The 19356-nt window shown below is 54.2% G+C and carries 18 protein-coding genes, 1 other RNA gene and 1 riboswitch; of the genes, 10 read left to right on the top strand and 9 right to left on the bottom strand.

All coding sequences use genetic code 11. The features are described from left to right. Window positions 1-6 precede the first annotated feature (6 nt). The 9 genes from BUA49_RS10700 to BUA49_RS10660 all read right to left on the bottom strand — a co-directional run bounded on the left by BUA49_RS10700 (window position 7) and on the right by BUA49_RS10660 (window position 6017). Window positions 7-351: a hypothetical protein gene (locus tag BUA49_RS10700; RefSeq protein ID WP_072797234.1), complete on the bottom strand. Its 345-nt coding sequence runs from the start codon at window positions 349-351 to the stop codon at window positions 7-9. After that, entirely contained in the window at window positions 351-797 is a 447-nt protein-coding gene (locus tag BUA49_RS10695; protein ID WP_072797233.1) for a YcgN family cysteine cluster protein, read from the bottom strand. The genes BUA49_RS10700 and BUA49_RS10695 overlap by 1 nt, the downstream gene beginning before the upstream one ends. Next, window positions 794-1087, bottom strand: a complete 294-nt coding sequence (locus tag BUA49_RS10690) for a YcgL domain-containing protein (RefSeq protein WP_072797232.1) — start codon at window positions 1085-1087, stop codon at window positions 794-796. The genes BUA49_RS10695 and BUA49_RS10690 overlap by 4 nt, the downstream gene beginning before the upstream one ends. Further along, a complete protein-coding gene (gene rnd / locus BUA49_RS10685) occupies window positions 1084-2232 on the bottom strand; it encodes a ribonuclease D (RefSeq protein ID WP_072797231.1) in 1149 nt (382 codons plus the stop codon). The genes BUA49_RS10690 and rnd overlap by 4 nt, the downstream gene beginning before the upstream one ends. 43 nt (window positions 2233-2275) lie before the next feature. Continuing rightward, on the bottom strand, window positions 2276-2878 hold the full coding sequence (gene recR, locus BUA49_RS10680; protein ID WP_072797230.1) for a recombination mediator RecR: 603 nt from the start codon (window positions 2876-2878) through the stop codon (window positions 2276-2278). Window positions 2879-2912: 34 nt separating this feature from the next. Beyond that, the gene (locus tag BUA49_RS10675; protein ID WP_072797229.1) at window positions 2913-3236 is read right to left on the bottom strand and encodes a YbaB/EbfC family nucleoid-associated protein; all 324 of its coding nucleotides are present in this window, start codon (window positions 3234-3236) and stop codon (window positions 2913-2915) included. Window positions 3237-3240: 4 nt separating this feature from the next. Beyond that, the gene (dnaX, locus tag BUA49_RS10670; RefSeq protein ID WP_072797228.1) at window positions 3241-5010 is read right to left on the bottom strand and encodes a DNA polymerase III subunit gamma/tau; all 1770 of its coding nucleotides are present in this window, start codon (window positions 5008-5010) and stop codon (window positions 3241-3243) included. Window positions 5011-5162: 152 nt separating this feature from the next. Continuing rightward, window positions 5163-5259: signal recognition particle sRNA small type (gene ffs / locus BUA49_RS10665), an RNA gene on the bottom strand. Between the two features lie 107 nt (window positions 5260-5366). After that, window positions 5367-6017, bottom strand: a complete 651-nt coding sequence (locus BUA49_RS10660; protein WP_072797219.1) for a 2OG-Fe(II) oxygenase — start codon at window positions 6015-6017, stop codon at window positions 5367-5369. A gap of 147 nt (window positions 6018-6164) precedes the next feature. On the opposite strand from BUA49_RS10660, the gene BUA49_RS10655 reads away from it, so the two are divergent. From BUA49_RS10655 to BUA49_RS18275, 10 genes are all read left to right on the top strand, one after another. After that, complete coding sequence (locus BUA49_RS10655) at window positions 6165-7085, top strand: D-hexose-6-phosphate mutarotase (protein WP_072797200.1); 921 nt, start codon at window positions 6165-6167, stop codon at window positions 7083-7085. A 23-nt stretch (window positions 7086-7108) separates the two neighbouring features. Beyond that, window positions 7109-7924 (top strand): lysophospholipid acyltransferase family protein, encoded by an 816-nt coding sequence (locus BUA49_RS10650; protein WP_072797199.1) that lies wholly within the window; start codon window positions 7109-7111, stop codon window positions 7922-7924. After that, window positions 7924-8871, top strand: coding sequence for an SDR family oxidoreductase (locus BUA49_RS10645; RefSeq protein ID WP_072797198.1), 948 nt, complete (start codon window positions 7924-7926; stop codon window positions 8869-8871). The genes BUA49_RS10650 and BUA49_RS10645 overlap by 1 nt, the downstream gene beginning before the upstream one ends. A gap of 72 nt (window positions 8872-8943) precedes the next feature. Continuing rightward, the gene (gene prsK / locus BUA49_RS10640) at window positions 8944-11079 is read left to right on the top strand and encodes an XrtA/PEP-CTERM system histidine kinase PrsK (RefSeq protein ID WP_072797197.1); all 2136 of its coding nucleotides are present in this window, start codon (window positions 8944-8946) and stop codon (window positions 11077-11079) included. 103 nt (window positions 11080-11182) lie between these two features. Beyond that, window positions 11183-12556 carry a PEP-CTERM-box response regulator transcription factor gene (gene prsR, locus BUA49_RS10635; protein ID WP_072797196.1) on the top strand — a complete coding sequence of 458 codons (1374 nt, stop codon included), beginning with the start codon at window positions 11183-11185 and terminating at the stop codon, window positions 12554-12556. A 12-nt stretch (window positions 12557-12568) separates the two neighbouring features. After that, window positions 12569-15205: a tetratricopeptide repeat protein gene (locus tag BUA49_RS10630; RefSeq protein WP_228704451.1), complete on the top strand. Its 2637-nt coding sequence runs from the start codon at window positions 12569-12571 to the stop codon at window positions 15203-15205. Between the two features lie 191 nt (window positions 15206-15396). After that, window positions 15397-15479: riboswitch (cyclic di-GMP riboswitch) on the top strand. Window positions 15480-15520: 41 nt separating this feature from the next. After that, window positions 15521-16330 (top strand): PEP-CTERM sorting domain-containing protein, encoded by an 810-nt coding sequence (locus BUA49_RS10625; RefSeq protein WP_072797195.1) that lies wholly within the window; start codon window positions 15521-15523, stop codon window positions 16328-16330. A gap of 295 nt (window positions 16331-16625) precedes the next feature. Next, the gene (locus BUA49_RS10620; protein WP_072797194.1) at window positions 16626-17291 is read left to right on the top strand and encodes an Npun_F0296 family exosortase-dependent surface protein; all 666 of its coding nucleotides are present in this window, start codon (window positions 16626-16628) and stop codon (window positions 17289-17291) included. Between the two features lie 119 nt (window positions 17292-17410). Further along, window positions 17411-18832, top strand: a complete 1422-nt coding sequence (locus BUA49_RS10615) for an exosortase/archaeosortase family protein (protein ID WP_072797193.1) — start codon at window positions 17411-17413, stop codon at window positions 18830-18832. Window positions 18833-19087: 255 nt separating this feature from the next. Beyond that, complete coding sequence (locus BUA49_RS18275) at window positions 19088-19285, top strand: CDP-alcohol phosphatidyltransferase family protein (protein ID WP_072797192.1); 198 nt, start codon at window positions 19088-19090, stop codon at window positions 19283-19285. Window positions 19286-19356 lie beyond the last annotated feature (71 nt).

Here is a 19356-nt window from a genome sequence, read left to right as displayed (position 1 = left end):
GGGATTTCAGCGTTGGGATAAACGGTAACGAACCATATCCAGAATCCAGACAAGCAGCATTACAACACCACCGATACCCAGGTTGAGCAATGCCCTCCCGGCGTTATCTGCGTCACCCAGAATGAGTTCATAACCTCCGAACAGCCACGCGGGTATCCACCAGCCTGCAATCTCGGGGGACTCTACCGGCGTCAGCAGAAAAGCGACCAGTGCAGCAAGCAACAGCGTTCGAAAGCCGTATAGCGGTAAAAACCGGAAAAGCTTCTTCATCATGAAATAAAACACGACGAAAGCGATGGCGTAAGCGGCCCAGAAGATGCCGTAAGCAATTTGTGCGTCAGTATCGATCATTACAGAACCCAGTGAATGATGTGTTCTTCCCAGTCTTCCTCGGCCACCCGATCCTCATGGATCACTTTATGGCGTATGGAAACACCTGCTTCGTGAACCGAATCCGGGCATCCGCTGCGCAGCGGGTGCCAATCGGCCAGAGGCCTGCCCTCTGCAAGCGTGCGATAGGCACAGGTAGAGGGCAGCCAATAGTAATCGGTCACCGTATCCGGTGTCAGCACCGTGCAGCCAGGCACTTTACTGAGGCGGTCCGGATAAACCGTACACCGACAGGTGTCGTCATCCATATAACGACACACCAGATCGGTGTGGTACACCTCGCCGGTGTCTTCATCTTCAAGCTTGTTCAGGCAGCATTTGCCGCAACCGTCGCACAGGGATTCCCATTCCTGTGGCGTCATCTCGCTCAGGCGCTTGCGCTGCCAGAACGGGATTTGGGCAATCATGACTCTCTCATTCCCGGCTTCGTGCGAAAATCGACAACGTAAGCATCCCGCTCTTCGGGCATCTGCAAAAAAAAATCTTTTTCAGCGATCGCGCTCAGTATCTGTTCACCGGTTGCTCTGGCGAGCTTGCGCCCCGGAGTCATAATCAGATCCATTGAGTGTACCGGGTTGCCAAAAATAGCCCTCAGGCTGTCGGGTAACTCATCCCACTTATGCCCGCGACGAAGGTAAATATAGGTATCACTTTTTTTACTGCTTCGGAAAACAGACACGAACTCCCGATCTTTCATGATTTCAGATAACCCTCAATATCGTTCATTGCCGGCTCGAGAATCTGAGCGCGCCAACCATGGAAAAACGGGCTTTCAGCCAAGGATTTGTCCTGCAGAACTTTTTCAAGTCGCTTTCTCGGTGCGAGCAATTCGATTGGTATATCAGCAGCTTCCGATGCTTCCCTGAAAAAACGCTTTAACTGTTTAAAAGACATCTGCTGATCCCGGGTCAAGGGTGGCGCAATGCGCTCAATCCCGGAATTATCAGCGTTACGCCCCTCTTCGACAAGCTCAAGCAAAGCCTCGCCGTACCGGCGAACCACACCCGCCGGAACACCCTGAATATTGGACATCTCAGTGAGCGACTTTGGCAACCGCTCTGCAATGGCAATAAGAAGCGGATCCGCCACCACACGGCCCCGTGGGCGGTCGCGCTCTCGGCTTTCCAGCTCTCGCCAAACCACCAGTTTTTTGAGCACAAGCTGTTGCTGCGCCGTTAACGTCCAGCCGCCACGAAGGCGGAGGTAATGATTGTGGGGATCGTCCTGCGCTGCGAGCTCATCGGCAAAGCGCGTGGATTCTTCCACAAGCGCCGCCTCAAGCCCGCGCTCACGAAGATGCGCCGTTATCCACTGGTGCATGGGCGCAAGAAAACGTATGTCTTCAATCGCGTAACGCTGCTGCGCCTCACTCAAAGGGCGGGAAATCCAGTCAGAACGGGTAACTGATTTATCCAACGCTTCGCCAAAAAGTGTTTCAACAAACCGCGCGTAACCCAGAGAAAAACCCGCACCGGCCATAGCCGCCCCAATCTGCAGATCCACAACGCCCTTCGGACGTATCCCGAGCCAGTCGCGAAAGAGCTCGAGATCTTCGCTCATGGCATAGAGCAGCTTGGTAACGTCGGGGTCAGCAATCACTTCCCGAAAACGCTCTGATTCTTCAGCAACTTCGGGATCTACCAGGCAAAAGCGATCGCCAAGACCAAGCTGAACCAGCCCGGGAATAGGATAGAAGGTATTGACCCGCTCAAATTCGGTATCCAGAACCAGAGGCAGCCCGGGTGAACTGTCTAGCCAGGTGTCCAGCTCTTCGGGCCGTGTAATCCAATCAATGGTTTCAGGGGCCGGGGGAACGTTAATAGCCGGTAGAGAAAAGGTCATAGAAAAAGCCAGTTAAAAGCGCCGTGAAGTCGCTGACGCGGAATCAGTCCAGCAGAGGTTTTCTGCCGCGAAACGCATGGGTGAGCGTAAAACCGTCGACGTAGCCAAGCTCGCCACCTACCGGTATGCCGTGAGCAAGGCGGGTGATGAGAATCTCTGAACCGTCGAGCCGGTCGGAAATATAGTGCGCGGTGGCTTCGCCCTCGACCGTCGGATTGGTCGCAAGAATAAGCTCAGTAACAGCATCTGAACGCACCCGGCGCAGGAGCCGCTCGATACCGATTTCCTCGGGCCCTACGCCGTCAATGGGTGACAGATGCCCCATCAGAACAAAATAGCTGCCCTTGTAATCTCCCGCCTGTTCAATTGCCAGCAGATCTGATGGGCTTTCCACCACGCAGAGCGTGCCGTTACTTCGGGCCGGATTCTCACAAATCCCGCACACTTCGGTATCGGAAAAGTTCTGGCAGCTTTCGCAACGGCGAACACCCTCCATGGCATTGCTCAAAGCATCAGAAAGCCGGGTTCCACCGGAGCGCGCCCGCTCAAGCAAGTGAAAGGCCATGCGCTGGGCGGTTTTCTGACCAACACCCGGCAAACACCGGAGAGATTCGACAAGTTCATCAACCAGTGGGCTGAACGCCATGAAACATCCTCAGACTGCAGTTCAGGGAAACGCCTTAAAACGGCATCTTGAAGCCAGGCGGCAAACCCATACCTGACATCATGCCTGACATTTTATCCTTCTGGTTGGCCTCCACACGACGCACCGCATCGTTAACGGCCGCGGCCAGCAAGTCTTCCAGAATATCCTTCTCTTCCGACATCAGGGATGGGTCGATATCCACCTTGCGGACATCGTGACGTCCGTTCATGGTGACTTTCACCAGACCCGCGCCGGCTTCGCCGGTAACTTCGGCTTTTGCCGCTTCTTCCTGAGCCTTCTGCATTTCTTCCTGCATTTTCTGGGCCTTTTTCATCAGGCCGCCCATATCGTTCATCATGTTTTTATCTCCTGCTTATCTCTGTCGGCCGGATGCTCTCTTCGACCACCCTCGCCTCAAACCGTTCCACAATGGATTTGACCAGCGGATCGTTGCGGATAGATTCTTCTGCCGCACTCTGACTCGCCACACGCAGCCGCTCATCGAAAGCCGCCGGCGTATTGGGCCCTGGATCCCCTTGCTCTATCTTTAACTGAATGGCGTCGCCAAAGTGATTTCTCAAGGCGGCCAGAATTTTTTCTTCATGCCGCGTGTTCAGCAGCCGTGCGTGACCAGCGTCGATCAGTAACGTGATGGTGTCGCCAGCACGGGACATGGCGCCGTGGCTGGCCAGGTTGCCGGGCATACCCACAATACCGAGACTGCGGAAATCCTGCTCCCAGACAAACTCTCCGCCTGCAACCTCTGCAACAGGAACCGGGGCAGCTTCAAGCTCTGGCTCTGGCTCTGGCTCTGGCTCTGGCTCTGGCTCTGGCTCTGGCTCTGGCTCTGGCTCTGGCTCTGGATAATCGGGGGCGGATTCGGCCTGGGCGTCAAGGCTTGCAAGCCAGGCATCATCTGCTGGTGCATCAGCGTAACCTTGCGGCTCCTGTTCCTGAACAGGTACTGGTTCCGGCTCTGGTTTAACAGGCTCCGGCTCGGGCTCAGGTGGCTCGATGGCGGTTGCAGCAGGTGGTGCACGCCGGTCTGAGCCGGGGCGGAATGCCAGCATCCGGAGCAATGTCATCTCGAAGCCCATCCGGGCATCGGGCGTAATCGCCAAGTCCTTACGGCCTAAAAGAGCGGCCTGATAAAACAGCTGGGCATCTTCCGCGCTCAGCTTGCGTGCCAGCGTCTGAACCTGCACCGCATCGCCGAGCGTATTGTCTGCACTGCCAGGAACCACCTGCTCCATGGTCACGCGGTGGAACAAAGACAGCAGATCCGCGAGTATCAGGCTGTAGTCCGGCGCAAAATCCGAAATCCGGCTGATTTCCGCCAGCAACCCAGGGCCATCACTGCCTACCAGAGCGTTTACGATCCGCTCGATATCCCGCTGATCAATCGTCCCCAGCATGCTGCTGACATCACTGGCGGCAAGCTTCTGGTTACCAAACGCAATGGCTTGATCCGTCAGGCTCAGGGCATCCCGCATACTGCCATCGGCAGCCCGGGCCAGCAGCCAGAGCGCAGGCTCTTCAAATGGAATCTGCTCGGCCGTCAGAACTTTTGTCAGGTGCCCGGCAATATGCTCCGGGGTCATGCGCTTGAGGTTGAATTGCAGACAGCGGGAGAGAACCGTTACGGGTAGCTTCTGGGGATCGGTCGTCGCCAGCAGGAACTTCACATGTTCCGGCGGCTCCTCAAGGGTTTTGAGAAACGCGTTAAAAGACTGATTGGTGAGCATGTGCACCTCGTCAATGAGGTACACCTTGTAACGGCCACGGCTGGGGGCGTACTGAACATTGTCAGTGAGCTCCCGCATATCATCCACACCGGTGCGGGATGCGGCATCAATCTCAATCAGATCGACAAACCGGCCTTCCTGAATCTCCCGGCAACTGGAGCAGGTACCGCAGGGGTGCGGAGTGATGCCGGTTTCACAGTTAAGACAACGCGCCAAAAGACGCCCGATGGTGGTTTTACCCACACCCCGGGTGCCAGTAAACAGATAGGCGTGGTGCAGACGCTGGTTTTCCAGAGCGTGAATTAACGCCTGAAGAACGTGTTCCTGGCCCACCATATCTTCAAAGGTGCGGGGGCGCCATTTACGGGCAAGTACCTGGTAGCTCATGATCCGCCAAATGCTGAGAAAAACGCCTTCAACCTTAGCACGGTGACGTTTTTATAAGAAGTTATAGAAGCTATTAAGAAGCAGAAAACAGGGGCTTGGGAGGGATTTCAGAATGAACTGGAGAGCTGGGTAAAAAGAAAATCTGGGGGTGGCCCCATCAGCGACACTCCGGCACTCAATTCCACCGCTGCGGCTGCTCCCTTCCGGGCCTGACCGGGTTCGCGGTTTCATGTTGCGAAGGCACCAATGGAGCCACCATAACGGCGTTTCAGGAATTTATCCCCGAAAGCGGCGCGAATGTTAACAAAAGGGTTTGCGGACTACAACGGCAAATCCACCAACCCGCACAATAGAGCCTATTTAAGTGCAGAAAGCGCAGATAACGGCAGCGCAATCTCATCCTGCCGAAGCCAGCACGCCAGGCTGTAGCGCGTGCGATGGGCTTCGAGAACCTCATGGCGGATTTCCTCGCTCATGAACAACGCCACCCTGCCCGCCTCAGGCAACACCAGCCCGCCGGCTTCGCTTTGGTTTTCCCGGCTATAGACCTGAAGCGCACCACCATCCGTGGGTAGCCAGTGATCGTTCAGATACAGCACAAGGCTGACAATGCGCGAGGCCCGGCCCTGAAAACTGTCCACATGAGCCTTATAGAAATCACCGCGATGGTAAGTCGCATAGTGGGCTTCGAAGTGCTTCAGGCCCAGAAAAAGCCGCTGATTCAAACCCACTCGCAGGCTTTCAAGAAAATCGAACAGCGCCAACTGGGGCGACGTTACACCCTGAAGCCAGGCAATCTTGTCGCGGCGCACGGAGCGATCCCGAACGGGCGCACTGCCCCGCCCGATACCGGCACTTTTGAGGGCATTATTCTGATCCAGAACGATGATTTCGTGCTGAAGTGATCGCAACAACTCAATGCCAAGCCATGGCGTAATATCAAAGCTCATCCAGCCGTGGTCACTCAGGCCTTGAGCAAGCTCATCCAACCATTGCGCTTTATCCAATTACACTCCTCATAAAAAACCATACGCCCGGGCAGAGAACAGAAATCCCGAGACTTGTGCGACTATTCCAGGGGCAGTAGTCGCCCGCCGCACCGTTTTGATTTACTCTTCAGTTAGCAGATGCATTTAAGCCCGGAATCGAGCCTTATGTCCGAAAGCAGTAACAAACCGCCTTTATCTCTTTCTCCGGGACAGTGGTCTTTTACCCGCTGGAACACGATCGGACAACTGGAAGCGCTAGAGGTTCATCACCCTCTGTTTGAAGCCACCCTGTTCATGCAGGGTGCGCACCTCACCCGATTTATCCCGAATAACGAACCAGACTGGCTATGGCTTAGCCCCGCTGCGCGCTTTGAGCCTGGCCGGCCCATTCGGGGCGGAATTCCAGTGTGCTGGCCCTGGTTCGGCGATCCGGCCCGCAACGCGCCAGAGGTGCGTAAACGGGTAAAAACACCAAGCCCTCACGGATTTGCCCGCACGGCCCTCTGGAAACTGGAGGACGTAAGAGAAAACGCCCATGAGGTCGAAATATCGCTCTCCCTCGATGCCAACGACGACTTTGCCGACGTGTGGAACGGCCACGCTTTGGCGCTGCTAACGTACAGTTTTTCAGTACGCGGCTGCCAGCTTGCGCTCACCACCACCAACCTCCGCATTGGCCCTCTGGCGTTTAGCCAGGCGCTGCACACTTACCTGCCAACAACCGACATCACACGTTCGAGAGTATTGGGTCTTGGTTACCGCCACTACATGGATACGCTCAAAGACTGGGAATACTGCACCCAGGATGGCCCCGTCTATTTCGAGGGCGAAACTGACCGGATATACGAAAGCGGCGAACCGCTCACCATCGTAACGCCCAGTGCCAGCCGAAAGCTAACCGCGGTTGGCAGTGACTCGACGGTAGTGTGGAATCCCGGCCCCGACAAAGCCGCAAAGCTGAGCGACTTTCCAGGCTCTGCCTGGCAGACAATGCTCTGTGTCGAAACTGCCAATGCAGCAAGCGATTATCGCGTGCTTAATGAGGGCCAGAGCCACACGCTCGGTGTGTTGATCGGGCGTGGTTGAATGTTGCTAAACAGGGAGTGCGCATGAGCTTGGCATCATTTCTGAAATCCCGACTGGTTCCAGCGAAGCTGGACGAGCAAATCAATCGCATTCGCAAACCCATAGGGTCACTCGGATACGACCCCTGGGGCTACAATAACGAGACCTTCAAATCCGGTTTTGCTCTGACAAAGCCGATTTACGAAAAGTACTTCCGTACAGAAGCCCACGGCGTTGATCATATCCCCGCTGAAGGGCCTGTGTTGATTGTAGGAAATCACAGCGGACAACTCCCGATTGATGGCGTACTCGTTGGTTACGCAGTGGCCTCCCGTGAAAAAGATCCGCGCATTCCCCGAGCTATGATTGAACGCTTTTTCCCTACGGTACCCTGGCTCGGCAACCTCTTGAACGAAGTGGGAGCCGCACTGGGCGACCCGGTAAATTGCGCCAGAATGCTTGCCAACAACGAAGCCATCATTGTTTTCCCCGAAGGCATACGCGGCTCTGGCAAACTCTACCGCGATCGCTACCAGCTTCAGCGGTTTGGCAATGGGTTCATGCACCTGGCCATGAAATACAAAGCCGCCATCGTGCCCGTGGGCGTGGTGGGCTGTGAAGAAACCATACCCGCCATCGCCAACATCAAACCCCTGGCCAAAGCGCTGGGGCTCCCGTACGTTCCAGTTGCAATGCCTGTGGTATTACCCGCCAAGGTTCACCTGAATTTCGGGCCACCCATGTATTTTGATGGCGAGGATATTCCGGAAGAACAGGTAGACGAACGTGTTGCACAGGTAAAAGCCGAAATAGACCGACTGATCGACAAGGGACTGAAAGATAGGAAAAGGCTGTTCTGATGAGCGAACAACGAAAACCTCATATTCTCGTCACAGGCGCCGCAGGCGCACTGGCACATCAGGTGATTGAACGGCTCCGGGAAACCTGCGACCTCGTAGCCGTGGACGCACGGGAACAGGTCCAACTCGGCGATGCTATTCCCAGCTATTGTATCGATTGCAACCACCGGAGCTTTGAGGATCTGTTTCGCCGCTACCAGTTTGACGGCGTTATTCATCTCGGGCGCATCCATTCAAGCCAGCTCACCCGGATGCGGCGCTACAACGCTAACGTTCTGGGCACACAAAAGCTGCTGGACCTGAGCCACAAGTACGGCATCCGGCGCATTGTGGTGCTATCCACCTACCACGTATATGGAGCCATGGCCTACAACCCCGCCCTCATCAACGAGTCGGCTCCCATGAAAAGCGCGGGCCTGAGTGCAGATCTGATCGATTCCGTGGAACTGGAGAACCTGGCAAACATCTATCTTTGGCGCTTCCCGGAGCTGAACATCACCATCCTGCGCCCCTGCAACATTGTAGGCCCTGGCGTGCGTAACACCATGAGTGCATTGCTGGCCAGCCCGCGTGCTCCGGTGCTTGCAGGCTTCTCGCCCATGATGCAGTTCATTCACATCGACGACATAGCGGATGCCATCGTGCTGGCATACAACAAAGCGACACGGGGAATATTCAATGTCGCCCCGGAAGATTGGGTGGCTTACCAGAAGGCGCTGGAACTTTGCGGCTGCACCCGAATCCCGGTGCCTTCTGTTCCGCCGATCCTGCCACGGCTTTTACTGCGCGCACTTCGTCTGCGAAGCTTTCCTGCCTACCTTATGGAATTTTTCAAATACCCGGTGGTGATTGATGGCAGAGCCTTTGCGAAAGAGTTTGGATTCAAACCGAAGCGGCCACTGAAAGAAATTTTCCGGTTTTATCGGGACAACAAAACACCGCTCTAACCGCTCATCCGGGAGTTGCACAGAATCGCCACCCACACCACACTACAGTTATCCAGGGAACAGGCAGACTAAATGCTTCCAGATCTCAGCGTGATAAGCCACGGCGCGGCCGCCGCAGTCTACGCAATCCTCGCGTTGCTCGTGGGCACTCGCTATTTACGGCGTGATATAGACCGGGCGTTGTTTCTGGCTGCTCTGGTCACCACCCTATGGGCCTCTGCACTCGTTACCCAAAGCATCTGGGGGCAGCCCGGCTTTTTTATTCGTTACCTGCTGGAATTGCTCCGTGATACCTCATGGATTCTACTTCTGTTCGCCATGCTGCGAGACACCGTCCCGCAAGGGCGACTGCGCGGGCAGATCAAAAAGTTCCTCGGAACCGCAGCGGTGGTTCTTCTCGTCACATTACTCGCCCTTGGCAGCCTGGAATTTATTTTTGGTCTGTCACTGGTAGACGGCAAAACAAAACTCATCGGGCAGATTGCCCTGTCACTTCTTGGCATGTCTCTGGTTGAGCAGATCTGGCGCAATGCGTCTACTTTCGGCCGTTCCAGTATGAAATATCTGTGCATTGGCACGGCCACAATCTTCATCTTTGATTTTTTCATGTACGCCGACGCGCTGCTGTTTGGCGAGATTGCCGACTCCTTCTGGAACGCACGGGGCTTTGTAAACGCAGCGCTGGTGCCACTGTTTGCCTTAAACGTCGTCAACACCCGTAAACAACCCATCGACTTTCAGCTTTCACGCTCAGCGGTATTTCACGCCGGCACGCTGGTACTTGCGGGGGTTTACCTGCTTCTTCTCTCTATCAGCGGTTATTACGTTCGTATTCTTGGAGGAAGCTGGGGGGAAGCCTTACAGGTACTGTTGTCAGCTGTCGCCCTGGCTTTCCTGGTAACGCTGTTACTCTCCCGGCGCCTACGTGCAAAACTGATGGTTCTGATCAGCCAGAACTTTTTCGACTACAAGTACGATTACCGCGAAGAATGGCTGAAGATGACCAAAGAACTGTCGGATCTCAGCGATGAACCTCCCCTTCCCCTGCGTGCAATCCGGATGCTTGCGGGCCTTGTGGAAAGCAACGCCGGCGCCATCTGGTTAAAGAGCGAACAGGGTTCGTACACGCTCAAAGAATCCGCCAATCTCGTCACCCCCAGATACACCATCATTGATGAAGACGCTGATCTGGTGCGCTTTTTCTCTGATAAAGAATGGATTGTGAATCTGGATGAATACCGCGCAGACCCAGTAAGCTACAACTTGCTGGAGATCCCGGATGCCATCTCCAGAACGCCAGATGCCTGGCTCGTAATCCCGCTATACCTGGGCAATGAGTTATACGGTATTGCGATGATAGGCCACCCCTACGCCCGGGTAGACCTGAACTGGGAGAACTTTGATCTGATCAAAGTGGTGGCCCGCCAAACCTGTAACCTGTTGGCGCAGGCGGATGCACAGAACCGATTATCGCGTGCGATGCAGTTCGAAGCCGTCAGCAAGGCATCGGCTTTTATGGTCCACGACCTGAAAACGGTGATTGCGCAGCTTTCACTGCTGGTTAACAACGCCCAGAAGCATCGGAACAACCCTGCGTTTATTGATGACATGATCAAAACCACAGACCATGCAGTCAACAAGATGACCAACCTTGTGGAGCACATTCGCAAACCATCGGCAGGCGGCGATGATGATTCCAAGGCACTGGACCTCACACGCCTGATAACCAGCCTGCTGGAACACTACAACCGGCATCTTCCGCTGCCCCGGCTTGAGGGCAATCCGCCCGGGATCATGATCAAAGCGGATCCCGAACAATTGCGGAGCGTTCTCGGCCATCTGATTCAGAACGCACAAGATGCGACACCACCCGGTGGAGAAGTCACCCTGTCACTTAAAATAGCCAGGGGGAACGTCGTGCTGTTCATTCAGGACACCGGCTGCGGCATGACAGAAGACTTTATCAATGACCGGCTATTCAAACCGTTCGAAAGCACAAAAGGCCTCACCGGTATGGGCATTGGTGCTTATCAGGCCCGGGAATACATCCACAAACTGGGCGGTACCGTTGATGCAACAAGTGAGCCCGGCATAGGCTCCTGCTTCTCCATTCGTATTCCGCTCGTAAATGGCACGGGTTACAGCAGTGCGGATGCAGACGAAGGGGCAATACCCAACGCTCAGGGCCCGAAAGAATTCGCCAATTAAATGGCAGGTGCCGCTGACAATTAAATCGGCCATTGCAAAGTGTCAATGTTCGGTTAAGAATCAGGCTTAGTGGAACACTCCAAACAAAGGAATTGTTGCTGTTGTGACTAGACGACTGCTAATCGTAGAGGATGATCCAGGGCTGCAAAGCCAAATGCGCTGGTGTTTCAGTGCGGATCTGGAAGTGACTGTCGCCTCGGACAGAGAAGCCGCTCTTGCTGCACTCAGGCGCGAAGAGCCGGATGTTGTAACACTGGATCTGGGCCTCCCGCCGGACCCGGGCGGCGCGACAGAAGGCTTCGCGTTACTGGAAGAGATTCTTCGGCTTGCACCTTTGACCAAGGTGATTGTCGTGACCGGCCGCGAAGACAAGGAAAACGCCGTCAAAGCGATCGGCATGGGCGCATCCGACTTCTATCAGAAGCCTCTGGATGCCGACATTCTGAGTTTTGTGGTTAACCGAGCCTTCCGGCTTGCGGAGCTGGAAAGAGAAAACCAGGATCTGACGCAGCAAGGCAATGGCACCAGCATAAAAGGCATCATCACCGCGAGCCCACAAATGATGGCCATATGCCGCACGCTGGAGAAGATCGCACCCACCGATGTCACAACCCTCATCATTGGTGAAACCGGCACAGGTAAAGAAGTCCTCGCCCGCGCCTTGCACGATCTGAGTCCCCGTGCCGGCAATGTTTTTGCAGCCATCAACTGCGCCGCCATTCCCGAGAACCTCCTGGAAAGTGAGCTCTTTGGCTTCGAGAAGGGCTCCTTCACCGGCGCTACTCAGGCCAAAAAAGGTAAAATTGAAAGCGCCAACGGCGGCACTCTCTTCCTCGATGAAATTGGCGACATGCCGATGCCCTTGCAGGCGAAGCTATTGCGGTTTCTGCAAGAACGGGTTGTGGACAGAGTGGGCTCGGTAAAGCCTGTGGCGGTGGACGTGCGCGTGGTGTGCGCAACGCACCGCAACGTAAACCAGCTGATCGAAAGCGGTGCTTTTCGCGAGGATCTTTACTACCGTGTAAGCGAAATAACGCTCGACGTTCCCGCCGTGAGAGAACGGGACGGAGACGCACTGGTTATAGCCCAGTCACTGCTCAAATCCCTCGGCAAGCAAATGGACCGACAGAACCTCACCTTCTCCGAAGACGCAATAAACGCCATTAGCAGCTATGCCTGGCCCGGCAACGTGCGGGAAATGATCAACAAGGTGAAACGAGCTACCATCATGGCCGAAGGTAAACGGATTACCGGCGAAGACCTGGAGCTACCGGCCAGCGAACAACCAGGAGCATCTCACCTGAACCTTCGACAGGTTCGAGAACAAGCCGAACGCAAAGCCATCATGCAAGCGCTCCAGACAAGCGGCTTCAACATGACACAGGCTTCCCGGCTTCTGGGTGTAACCCGCCCGACTCTCTACAACCTCACCGACAAATATAAAATCGACACATCGGCAGAAGCGTCGGAAGTCTAGGAGCAGATATTCATGATGAAAAGACAAACACTACAAAAATCACTGCCGCGGCTCGTACTTGCTGGCAGCCTGCTATTAGCGTTCCCTCTGCTCTCCGGTTGCAATAACGGGCCAGATTCATCAGAAGCTCTGTCCCACATTACCCGGGCCGAGACCTACTCCGAACAGGGGCAGTTCCGCTCAGCCCTGCTTGAAGTCAAGAATGCCATCCAGAAAGACCCGAACAACGTCGAACACATCGTGAGGCTGGCGGACCTGTACCTGCAGGTAAGCGCAGCGAAAGAAGCCTCCGATCTCCTCGCACCCTGGGTAAAAGAACAGCCTGACGCCGTTGGCCTCACCCTCGCCCGCGCTTACGTGGAACAGGGCAAACACCTCTCAGCAACAGAAACCCTGGCACTGCAAACCCCAAGCTCACCAGAAGACCAACTGGAAGCTGCACTCATCCGCGCAGAAGCCTTACGCCGGTCCGGAGAAGCGGCCGAGGCGCTGGCGCTTTACAACAGCCTTTCAGCCAGTAACGGCTCCAATATCCAGGCAATAACCGGAGCTCTTCAGGCGCAAATCAACCTGGGCAAAAACGCGCAGGCCATCGAAGCGGCCGATGTATGGCTTGCCAAAAACGAAACAGCCCCGGAAGTTCTGTACTGGAAAGGCCTGGCACAATATCGGCAAAATCAACTGAAAGAAGCATCCGCAACACTCACAGATGCGGTTGGTGTGCTCCCGACATCCGACATATTCCTGCCCATACGCCGCAACGTGCTCACCACACTCTCCCGGGTACTGACCGAGCAAGGCCAGATTACCGAAGCACAGATTTATAACCGGATACTGGCAGAAAACATGAACTCCGGCGCACGGGAACAAGCCGAAGCCGCTGTCGCAGCTCTAAAAGAAGGCAACTTCGAAGAAGCCAAAGCCATCCTGCGGGACACCCTCAAGCTTAACCCTGAAAACGAACAGGTAGCCTTGATGTTGGGTGCCATTTCCGCCGGCACCGGCGAACTGGATGAAGGCGCCCAACTGCTCAAAGAAAACCTCGACCCCGAAACAACCCCCGTACAGTTCATCCGTGCCGCCACCATGGCCCAGATTGATACCGGTGATCGCGAAGCCGCCCTCACCACCCTTGATCGCGCCATAAAAGCGCGCCCCAACGATAACGAACTCCTGGCCATGCACGGCATCCTCGCACTCAGCCTTCCCGGCCGCGAGAACGACGGCATCGCCAGCCTCAGCAAAGCCATCGGCAACGAGCCCGAGCGCGTGCGGCTGAGGCTTGCACTGGCCAGGCACTACCTGCAGAACGAGCAACCCGAGCAGGCACTCGGGCAACTGCGAATGGCCTTCACCGCCAACCCGGCTGACTGGGCCACCACCAGCACCTATTTAAACGTACTGATCCAACAAGGTGAAAAACAGGAAGCCGGCGAAATCCGCGATTCCCTGCTCAACGGCTACGGCGACCAGCCCCGGGCCGTCTTGCTGGCAAGCCTTGCAGATGCGCAGCTTGGAAATCCGGAAGCCGCCACCACGAGACTTGAAAAACTGACCAAGGACAGCCCGAAACTTCAGCAACCGAAAGTTGCGCTAGCCAACCTCTACGCTCAATCCGGCCAGCGGGAAAAGGCTGTCAGCATGCTCGTAGACGCCGCAGCCATAACCCCGGAAGCAATCCGACCGCTCCAGCAAGCCGGCCAGATTTACATGCAGGACCACACCGTAGACGAAGCCAAAACCTGGCTGGCAAGCGTCGCTAAAACGAACCCCGAACTGGAGCAGAATACCGACACGCTCACCGCACTGATAGCAATAACCCAGGGCGAACTGGCAAACGCCAGAACAACCCTCTCCAAATGGAAAGACACCGATTCGGCCACCGTGAAACGTGCCCTCGGCCAGTTACTGCTAGCCGAAGCGAAAGCAGCAGCCGACAACAAGGAATGGCCGGAGGCTCGTGCTAAAGCCGCAGAAGCCATTGCCCTTGAACCTGAAAACATCGGGTTTGCGCTGCTGCCCGCAGGCATCGCCCAAATGGAAGGCAAACTGGATGACGCCTTCCTGGCACTGGATGCCGTAGAGCAAACTCACGGCGAAGTGCCTGCAACCATCCTTTCACGGGCAAGGCTGCTGCAGCAGCAGAAAGGCCCGGAAGCCGCATACAACTACCTTGCTGATAAATGGCAAGCCACCAAAGACCAACAGATCATGCCGTCCCTTCTGGGGTTGGCTAAAGAACAGGCTCCAGGCGCCGTTGATGGCCTGACAGACAGCTGGGTACAGGAAGCTCCAGACAGCCTCCCTGCGCTCCTGACGCGGGCAGAGTGGCTAATGACCGATGGCCAGGAAACCGCAGCAGCCAGTTATTACGAGAAGGTTCTTTCCCAGCAGCCCAACAACGTCGCCGCCCTGAACAACCTGGCCTGGACGCTTCGCGAAGAAAACCCGGACCGGGCACTAAAGCTCGCCAAACAGGCAAGCGAACTGGCACCCAACAGCCCTGCCGTCCTGGATACCTATGGCTGGGTTCTCCACCTGGCCGGAAAGCACGCAGAAGCAAAAACAGCCATAGAAAAAGCTCTTGATCTTGCACCAGGTAATGCCGAAATTGGGGCGCATCTGGAAGCTGTTAAAAAGGCGATGTAAAGGAATCCGACAGCCCTGTCGGGGTTCGATACATAAAAGGCCTGATGCGATTACGTCTCAGGCCTTTGTTTTTTACCACCGTCGAAAACCTTTACACAACTGCAAAACATAAAGATCGCTTACCCTTTAGAATCAATGATTTGAAGTGTTGGCACGTTAATAGCATTAACTTGACCATAGGATCGGGATTCCCGGTCGTATGCCAAACCACTTGCGAGGGTGGGACGGAAAGCCAAGGATCTCTAAAATAATAAGAGACAGCCTGGTTGCAAAGCAAACTACAGGGAATTAGAGCTAAACAACCGGAGAACACCCATGAAGCACTCACTACTTTTTTCAGCTATTCTTATGGCATCGGGAGCCATGTCGGCTAATGCCGCCGTTGTGAATGACGGTACCGAAGTCAATCTTCAGGAATTTATTAACGATACCCTCATGGTATCCGGCACCGGCGTGAACGTTCTGGGCGATACCGCCACCAGTGACGCAATCACTAGTCCGTATTGGTATCACTCGGAAGGGGATAGTGCAGCAACATTGCTTCTTGAGATCACGTCTGGCCTGAACGGACATAGCTTTGGCATCTTCAACGGCAACGACTACGTGCAGCTGTTTGGCGGAACTGCAGACGGAGTTTATGAAAACTCAGACAGCAACGACTTCAATAGCGCCGTAGTAGATAGTGGCCAGCGAGCAAAAGTAAGTTTTGAGTTAGTTGGAACAGGCTACTCAGTAGAAGTAAACAATACAGTGGTTGGCACCTTCGCCAGTGATGACTTTGGTTTCTATCTGGGGGATAGTAGTGGCACTCCCATCATTTACTCAGATGCTTCCAAAAATGCCAACGGAACCGAGCGCTTTGTTGCTGTCGGCGGCAGCAACCAATTTTTGAACCTCGGCAACCAAACAGATCCTAATTGCGTTGCAAACCCTTCCACTAAGAATTGCACAGTGTGGGAATACGACGACTGGATTATCGGTTTTGAAGACGGAACCGACTTTGACTACAACGACCTCGTAGTTTATGTCGAAGACGTTCTGCCAGTGCCAGAGCCAGGCACCTTGGCCCTACTCGGCCTTGGCCTTGCAGGACTTGGTGCAGCTCGTCGTCGTCAGAAAGCCTGATTACGACAAGTTAGTGTGAAAAAACCAGCTTCGGCTGGTTTTTTCTTGCCTGGAATCTGAGCTCCATACAAGGGACAGGCTCAAGACGGACACAACGTCGACATTCTATACACTTACTCAAGCCAAGCACTTTCAATTACTTTATTGTGTAACCTATCTTATTGTATTTTATGAACTTAAATAACCTGGCCGCTCTTTTGCAAGAATATAATTTGTAAAGACCGAAAGGCATCAAATCAATCCGGCTATAAAGTTTGAAAAGCAGGGATTGAGCCAAAACCAAAGGAGAATTCATATGCGCAAACTTTTACCTACACTTATCGGTGCCGCCATCGGCCTGTGCTCAGTCACCAGCGCTAATGCGCTTAGTATCACTGTAAACGGCGCCGGTGTTTACAACACCTCAGTGTCTGGCGCATCGACTCTCGACTTCACTGGCGCGCCTGCTTGCGGCGGTTATTCGTCATGTAGCACTGGTGACTTTGCAATTGTGAGCGGTTCAGATACTGGGCAATATGCTGCGCCCGCTATGCCTAATCAGGAAGATGGCGGCGAGTTCCTGACTGTTCCCAATGCGAGCAATTCCGGTGAAGCCACCTTCAACTTTGGCACCACCGCTAACTATTTTGGAATGTTTTGGGGTTCAATCGATGATTACAATACCATCAAGTTTTTCCTGAGCGGTGGCCAGGTCGCAATTATTAATGGACTGGATCTCAACGCCAACAACCCCAATCCCGTTGTTAACGTTGATGGGCAGCAATCAACTCTTAACGATAATAGATATGTCGAATTTTTCTTCGGCAACGACCTTATTGATAGCGTTAAATTAATCAGCACCTCGAACGCCTTTGAGACTGACAACCACGCTTTTGCCAAAGTACCAGAGCCCGGCACCCTAGCCCTCCTTGGACTGGGCCTCGCAGGCCTTGGTGCAGCTCGCCGTCGTCAGAAAGCCTGATTTCGGTTGAGTAATAAAAAAGCCAGCTTCGGCTGGCTTTTTTTTGTTTTGAATTTGAGTTTTGTGTAAACGGCATACACAGTATCCTGTCCATTGATACGCAGTCTGGCGGACAAGCGATGTTACGGAAAACATTAGACAACCTACCTCTATCCAGACCTTACCTGGTCGCTACTGCGATCGCGGTTCTGATCTTTTATCCCACCTGGATAAGACTTGCAGAAGCATGGCTCGAATTCGAGCAGGTTCTGGCACACGGCTTGGCAACCGCAGTTATCTTTCTTGGTCTCTTGTTGACCCACCCGCCCAGCCAGGCCGAACGCAAAACACAGCTCAAGCCCTACCATTTGATCGGCGCCGCTCTGTTAATAATCACAACGCTGATCTGGGGCGTGCTGGAACTGGTTCGCATCGATACGCTTGCTTTCCTGCTGCTCCCGGCCGGGCTCACCACAACTGCCTGGGCGCTACTGGGGTTAAATCGAACCCTGTCCTTCATCCCCTACATTCTTCTTCTAGCGCTCTCACTGCCTATCTGGGCAGACATGGTTCCGGCCCTTGTAGAGCTAGCGAGTATAGTTGTGGGAACCTGGGTAAGTTGGTTTGGGATGACAGCCCTCATCGAAGGCAACAGCATCACCCTGCCCTATGGTCGCCTTCTCATTGCCGATGGCTGCTCGGGCATCCGTTATTTTGCAATTGCCATTTTGTTGGCAATGATGACATCCATCCTGAACGACTATCGCTGGCGCGGCTGGCTGATCACCTTGCTGGCAGCTGCGACTCTTGGCCTTATTGCTAACTGGGTGCGCATAACCATTCTGGTGGTCGTTGCCTACGAAACGGACATGCAAAGCGACATGCTCACCGACCACGAAACCATGGGCTGGCTTGTTTTTGGCTTATTCATTCTACCCGCGCTTTACTTCTCCCCGGTCCGCAAGAGAAGCGAAAACGCCCAAGGTACTGCCAAGAAGTTCAGTTTCAACAAAACCGGCATCTTGGCAATTATTATTGCAGCTGTATTAGGCCCGATTGCATTAACCATCACCCAAACGTCAAGCACGCCGGCTACCGCCTGGACGCTGGATTTACCAAACGCTATACCCGCAAACAACAATAACTTGCCCATACCACTCGACCTGCCAGATACACTCGAAGAACAGGTATGGCGTACTGACGGGCTCTGGATATCCCTCGCACAAAGCCAGAAAGCCACCGCCGATGAAAAACTCGTGCCCTACCTACGCCCCTCGTTTGATCACTCCCTCTGGCAAGCTCAGGAAACATACAGTCCGGGAGTGAAACGTGTCCGGAATATTCTTACCCGGAAACAGGTCATCGTTGGTCAATGGTTCCAGGTTGGCTCGTATCGCGCATGGAGCTATAAAGAGGCGAAGTTACTTCAGGTTCTGGCCACGCTGAAGGGTGAGAAAAAGTTTGCCCTCGTGACCCTCCAGAAGGAGTGCAACATCGCGAGTTGCAAAATATCTCAAAAGGAAGTTCTGAAGGCACTGAATTCTATCCAACTGCTAGAATAGCTTTGTACTTTTCCGGTATTCTCCGATAAAAGGGTTAGACAAACGAAAGGCCTCCAACTTTGGGTAGCGATACTGAATACAGCACTCTCAAAGCACGTGAATGGTCTCTTTTCTCACAACGAGATGACTATTTTACTCGTTGGTTTGGCTTACCTATTTCGCTGCGCATTACAAACCTGTTCCTAAAGCTGGGGCTGAATGAAAACCACGCCTCAGCTTTAATGCTCATTACAGGCCTTAATAGGAGCCGCCTTAATGATCTTGGGACCCTGGGGCATTTTTTTCGGCGCATCTTTTCTTTTGCTACACCACCTGCCCAACTACGTAGACGGTCAAATTGCGAGGCACCATGGCAGAGCTAGCATACAAGGCGCCGTTCTGGATCGCTGGAATCATTTCCTGGTGGAAACGGCGGCCTTTCCTTGCTCTGGGTTATACTTAGAAAATGGCTAAGTCTGGCCATGGATCAAGATATGAGTTCTTTATATCTGGAACCGGTTTTGAGTTCTGTTGGCTCAACTTCC

It is taken from the genome of Marinobacter antarcticus (assembly GCF_900142385.1).
GTDB lineage: Bacteria > Pseudomonadota > Gammaproteobacteria > Pseudomonadales > Oleiphilaceae > Marinobacter > Marinobacter antarcticus.
Note: the sequence above shows the minus strand (reverse complement) of the source record. Positions and strands in the feature narration are given on the sequence as shown.

Excerpts from the sequence above, each read along its gene's own strand:
- BUA49_RS10700 (WP_072797234.1), bottom strand. The coding sequence starts at position 351 with ATGATCGATACTGACGCACAAATTGCTTACGGCATCTTCTGGGCCGCT.
- BUA49_RS10695 (WP_072797233.1), bottom strand. The coding sequence starts at position 797 with ATGATTGCCCAAATCCCGTTCTGGCAGCGCAAGCGCCTGAGCGAGATG.
- BUA49_RS10690 (WP_072797232.1), bottom strand. The coding sequence starts at position 1,087 with ATGAAAGATCGGGAGTTCGTGTCTGTTTTCCGAAGCAGTAAAAAAAGT.
- rnd (WP_072797231.1), bottom strand. The coding sequence starts at position 2,232 with ATGACCTTTTCTCTACCGGCTATTAACGTTCCCCCGGCCCCTGAAACC.
- recR (WP_072797230.1), bottom strand. The coding sequence starts at position 2,878 with ATGGCGTTCAGCCCACTGGTTGATGAACTTGTCGAATCTCTCCGGTGT.
- BUA49_RS10675 (WP_072797229.1), bottom strand. The coding sequence starts at position 3,236 with ATGATGAACGATATGGGCGGCCTGATGAAAAAGGCCCAGAAAATGCAG.
- dnaX (WP_072797228.1), bottom strand. The coding sequence starts at position 5,010 with ATGAGCTACCAGGTACTTGCCCGTAAATGGCGCCCCCGCACCTTTGAA.
- BUA49_RS10655 (WP_072797200.1), top strand. The coding sequence starts at position 6,165 with ATGTCCGAAAGCAGTAACAAACCGCCTTTATCTCTTTCTCCGGGACAG.
- BUA49_RS10650 (WP_072797199.1), top strand. The coding sequence starts at position 7,109 with ATGAGCTTGGCATCATTTCTGAAATCCCGACTGGTTCCAGCGAAGCTG.
- BUA49_RS10645 (WP_072797198.1), top strand. The coding sequence starts at position 7,924 with ATGAGCGAACAACGAAAACCTCATATTCTCGTCACAGGCGCCGCAGGC.
- prsK (WP_072797197.1), top strand. The coding sequence starts at position 8,944 with ATGCTTCCAGATCTCAGCGTGATAAGCCACGGCGCGGCCGCCGCAGTC.
- BUA49_RS10630 (WP_228704451.1), top strand. The coding sequence starts at position 12,569 with ATGATGAAAAGACAAACACTACAAAAATCACTGCCGCGGCTCGTACTT.
- BUA49_RS10625 (WP_072797195.1), top strand. The coding sequence starts at position 15,521 with ATGAAGCACTCACTACTTTTTTCAGCTATTCTTATGGCATCGGGAGCC.
- BUA49_RS10620 (WP_072797194.1), top strand. The coding sequence starts at position 16,626 with ATGCGCAAACTTTTACCTACACTTATCGGTGCCGCCATCGGCCTGTGC.
- BUA49_RS10615 (WP_072797193.1), top strand. The coding sequence starts at position 17,411 with ATGTTACGGAAAACATTAGACAACCTACCTCTATCCAGACCTTACCTG.
- BUA49_RS18275 (WP_072797192.1), top strand. The coding sequence starts at position 19,088 with ATGATCTTGGGACCCTGGGGCATTTTTTTCGGCGCATCTTTTCTTTTG.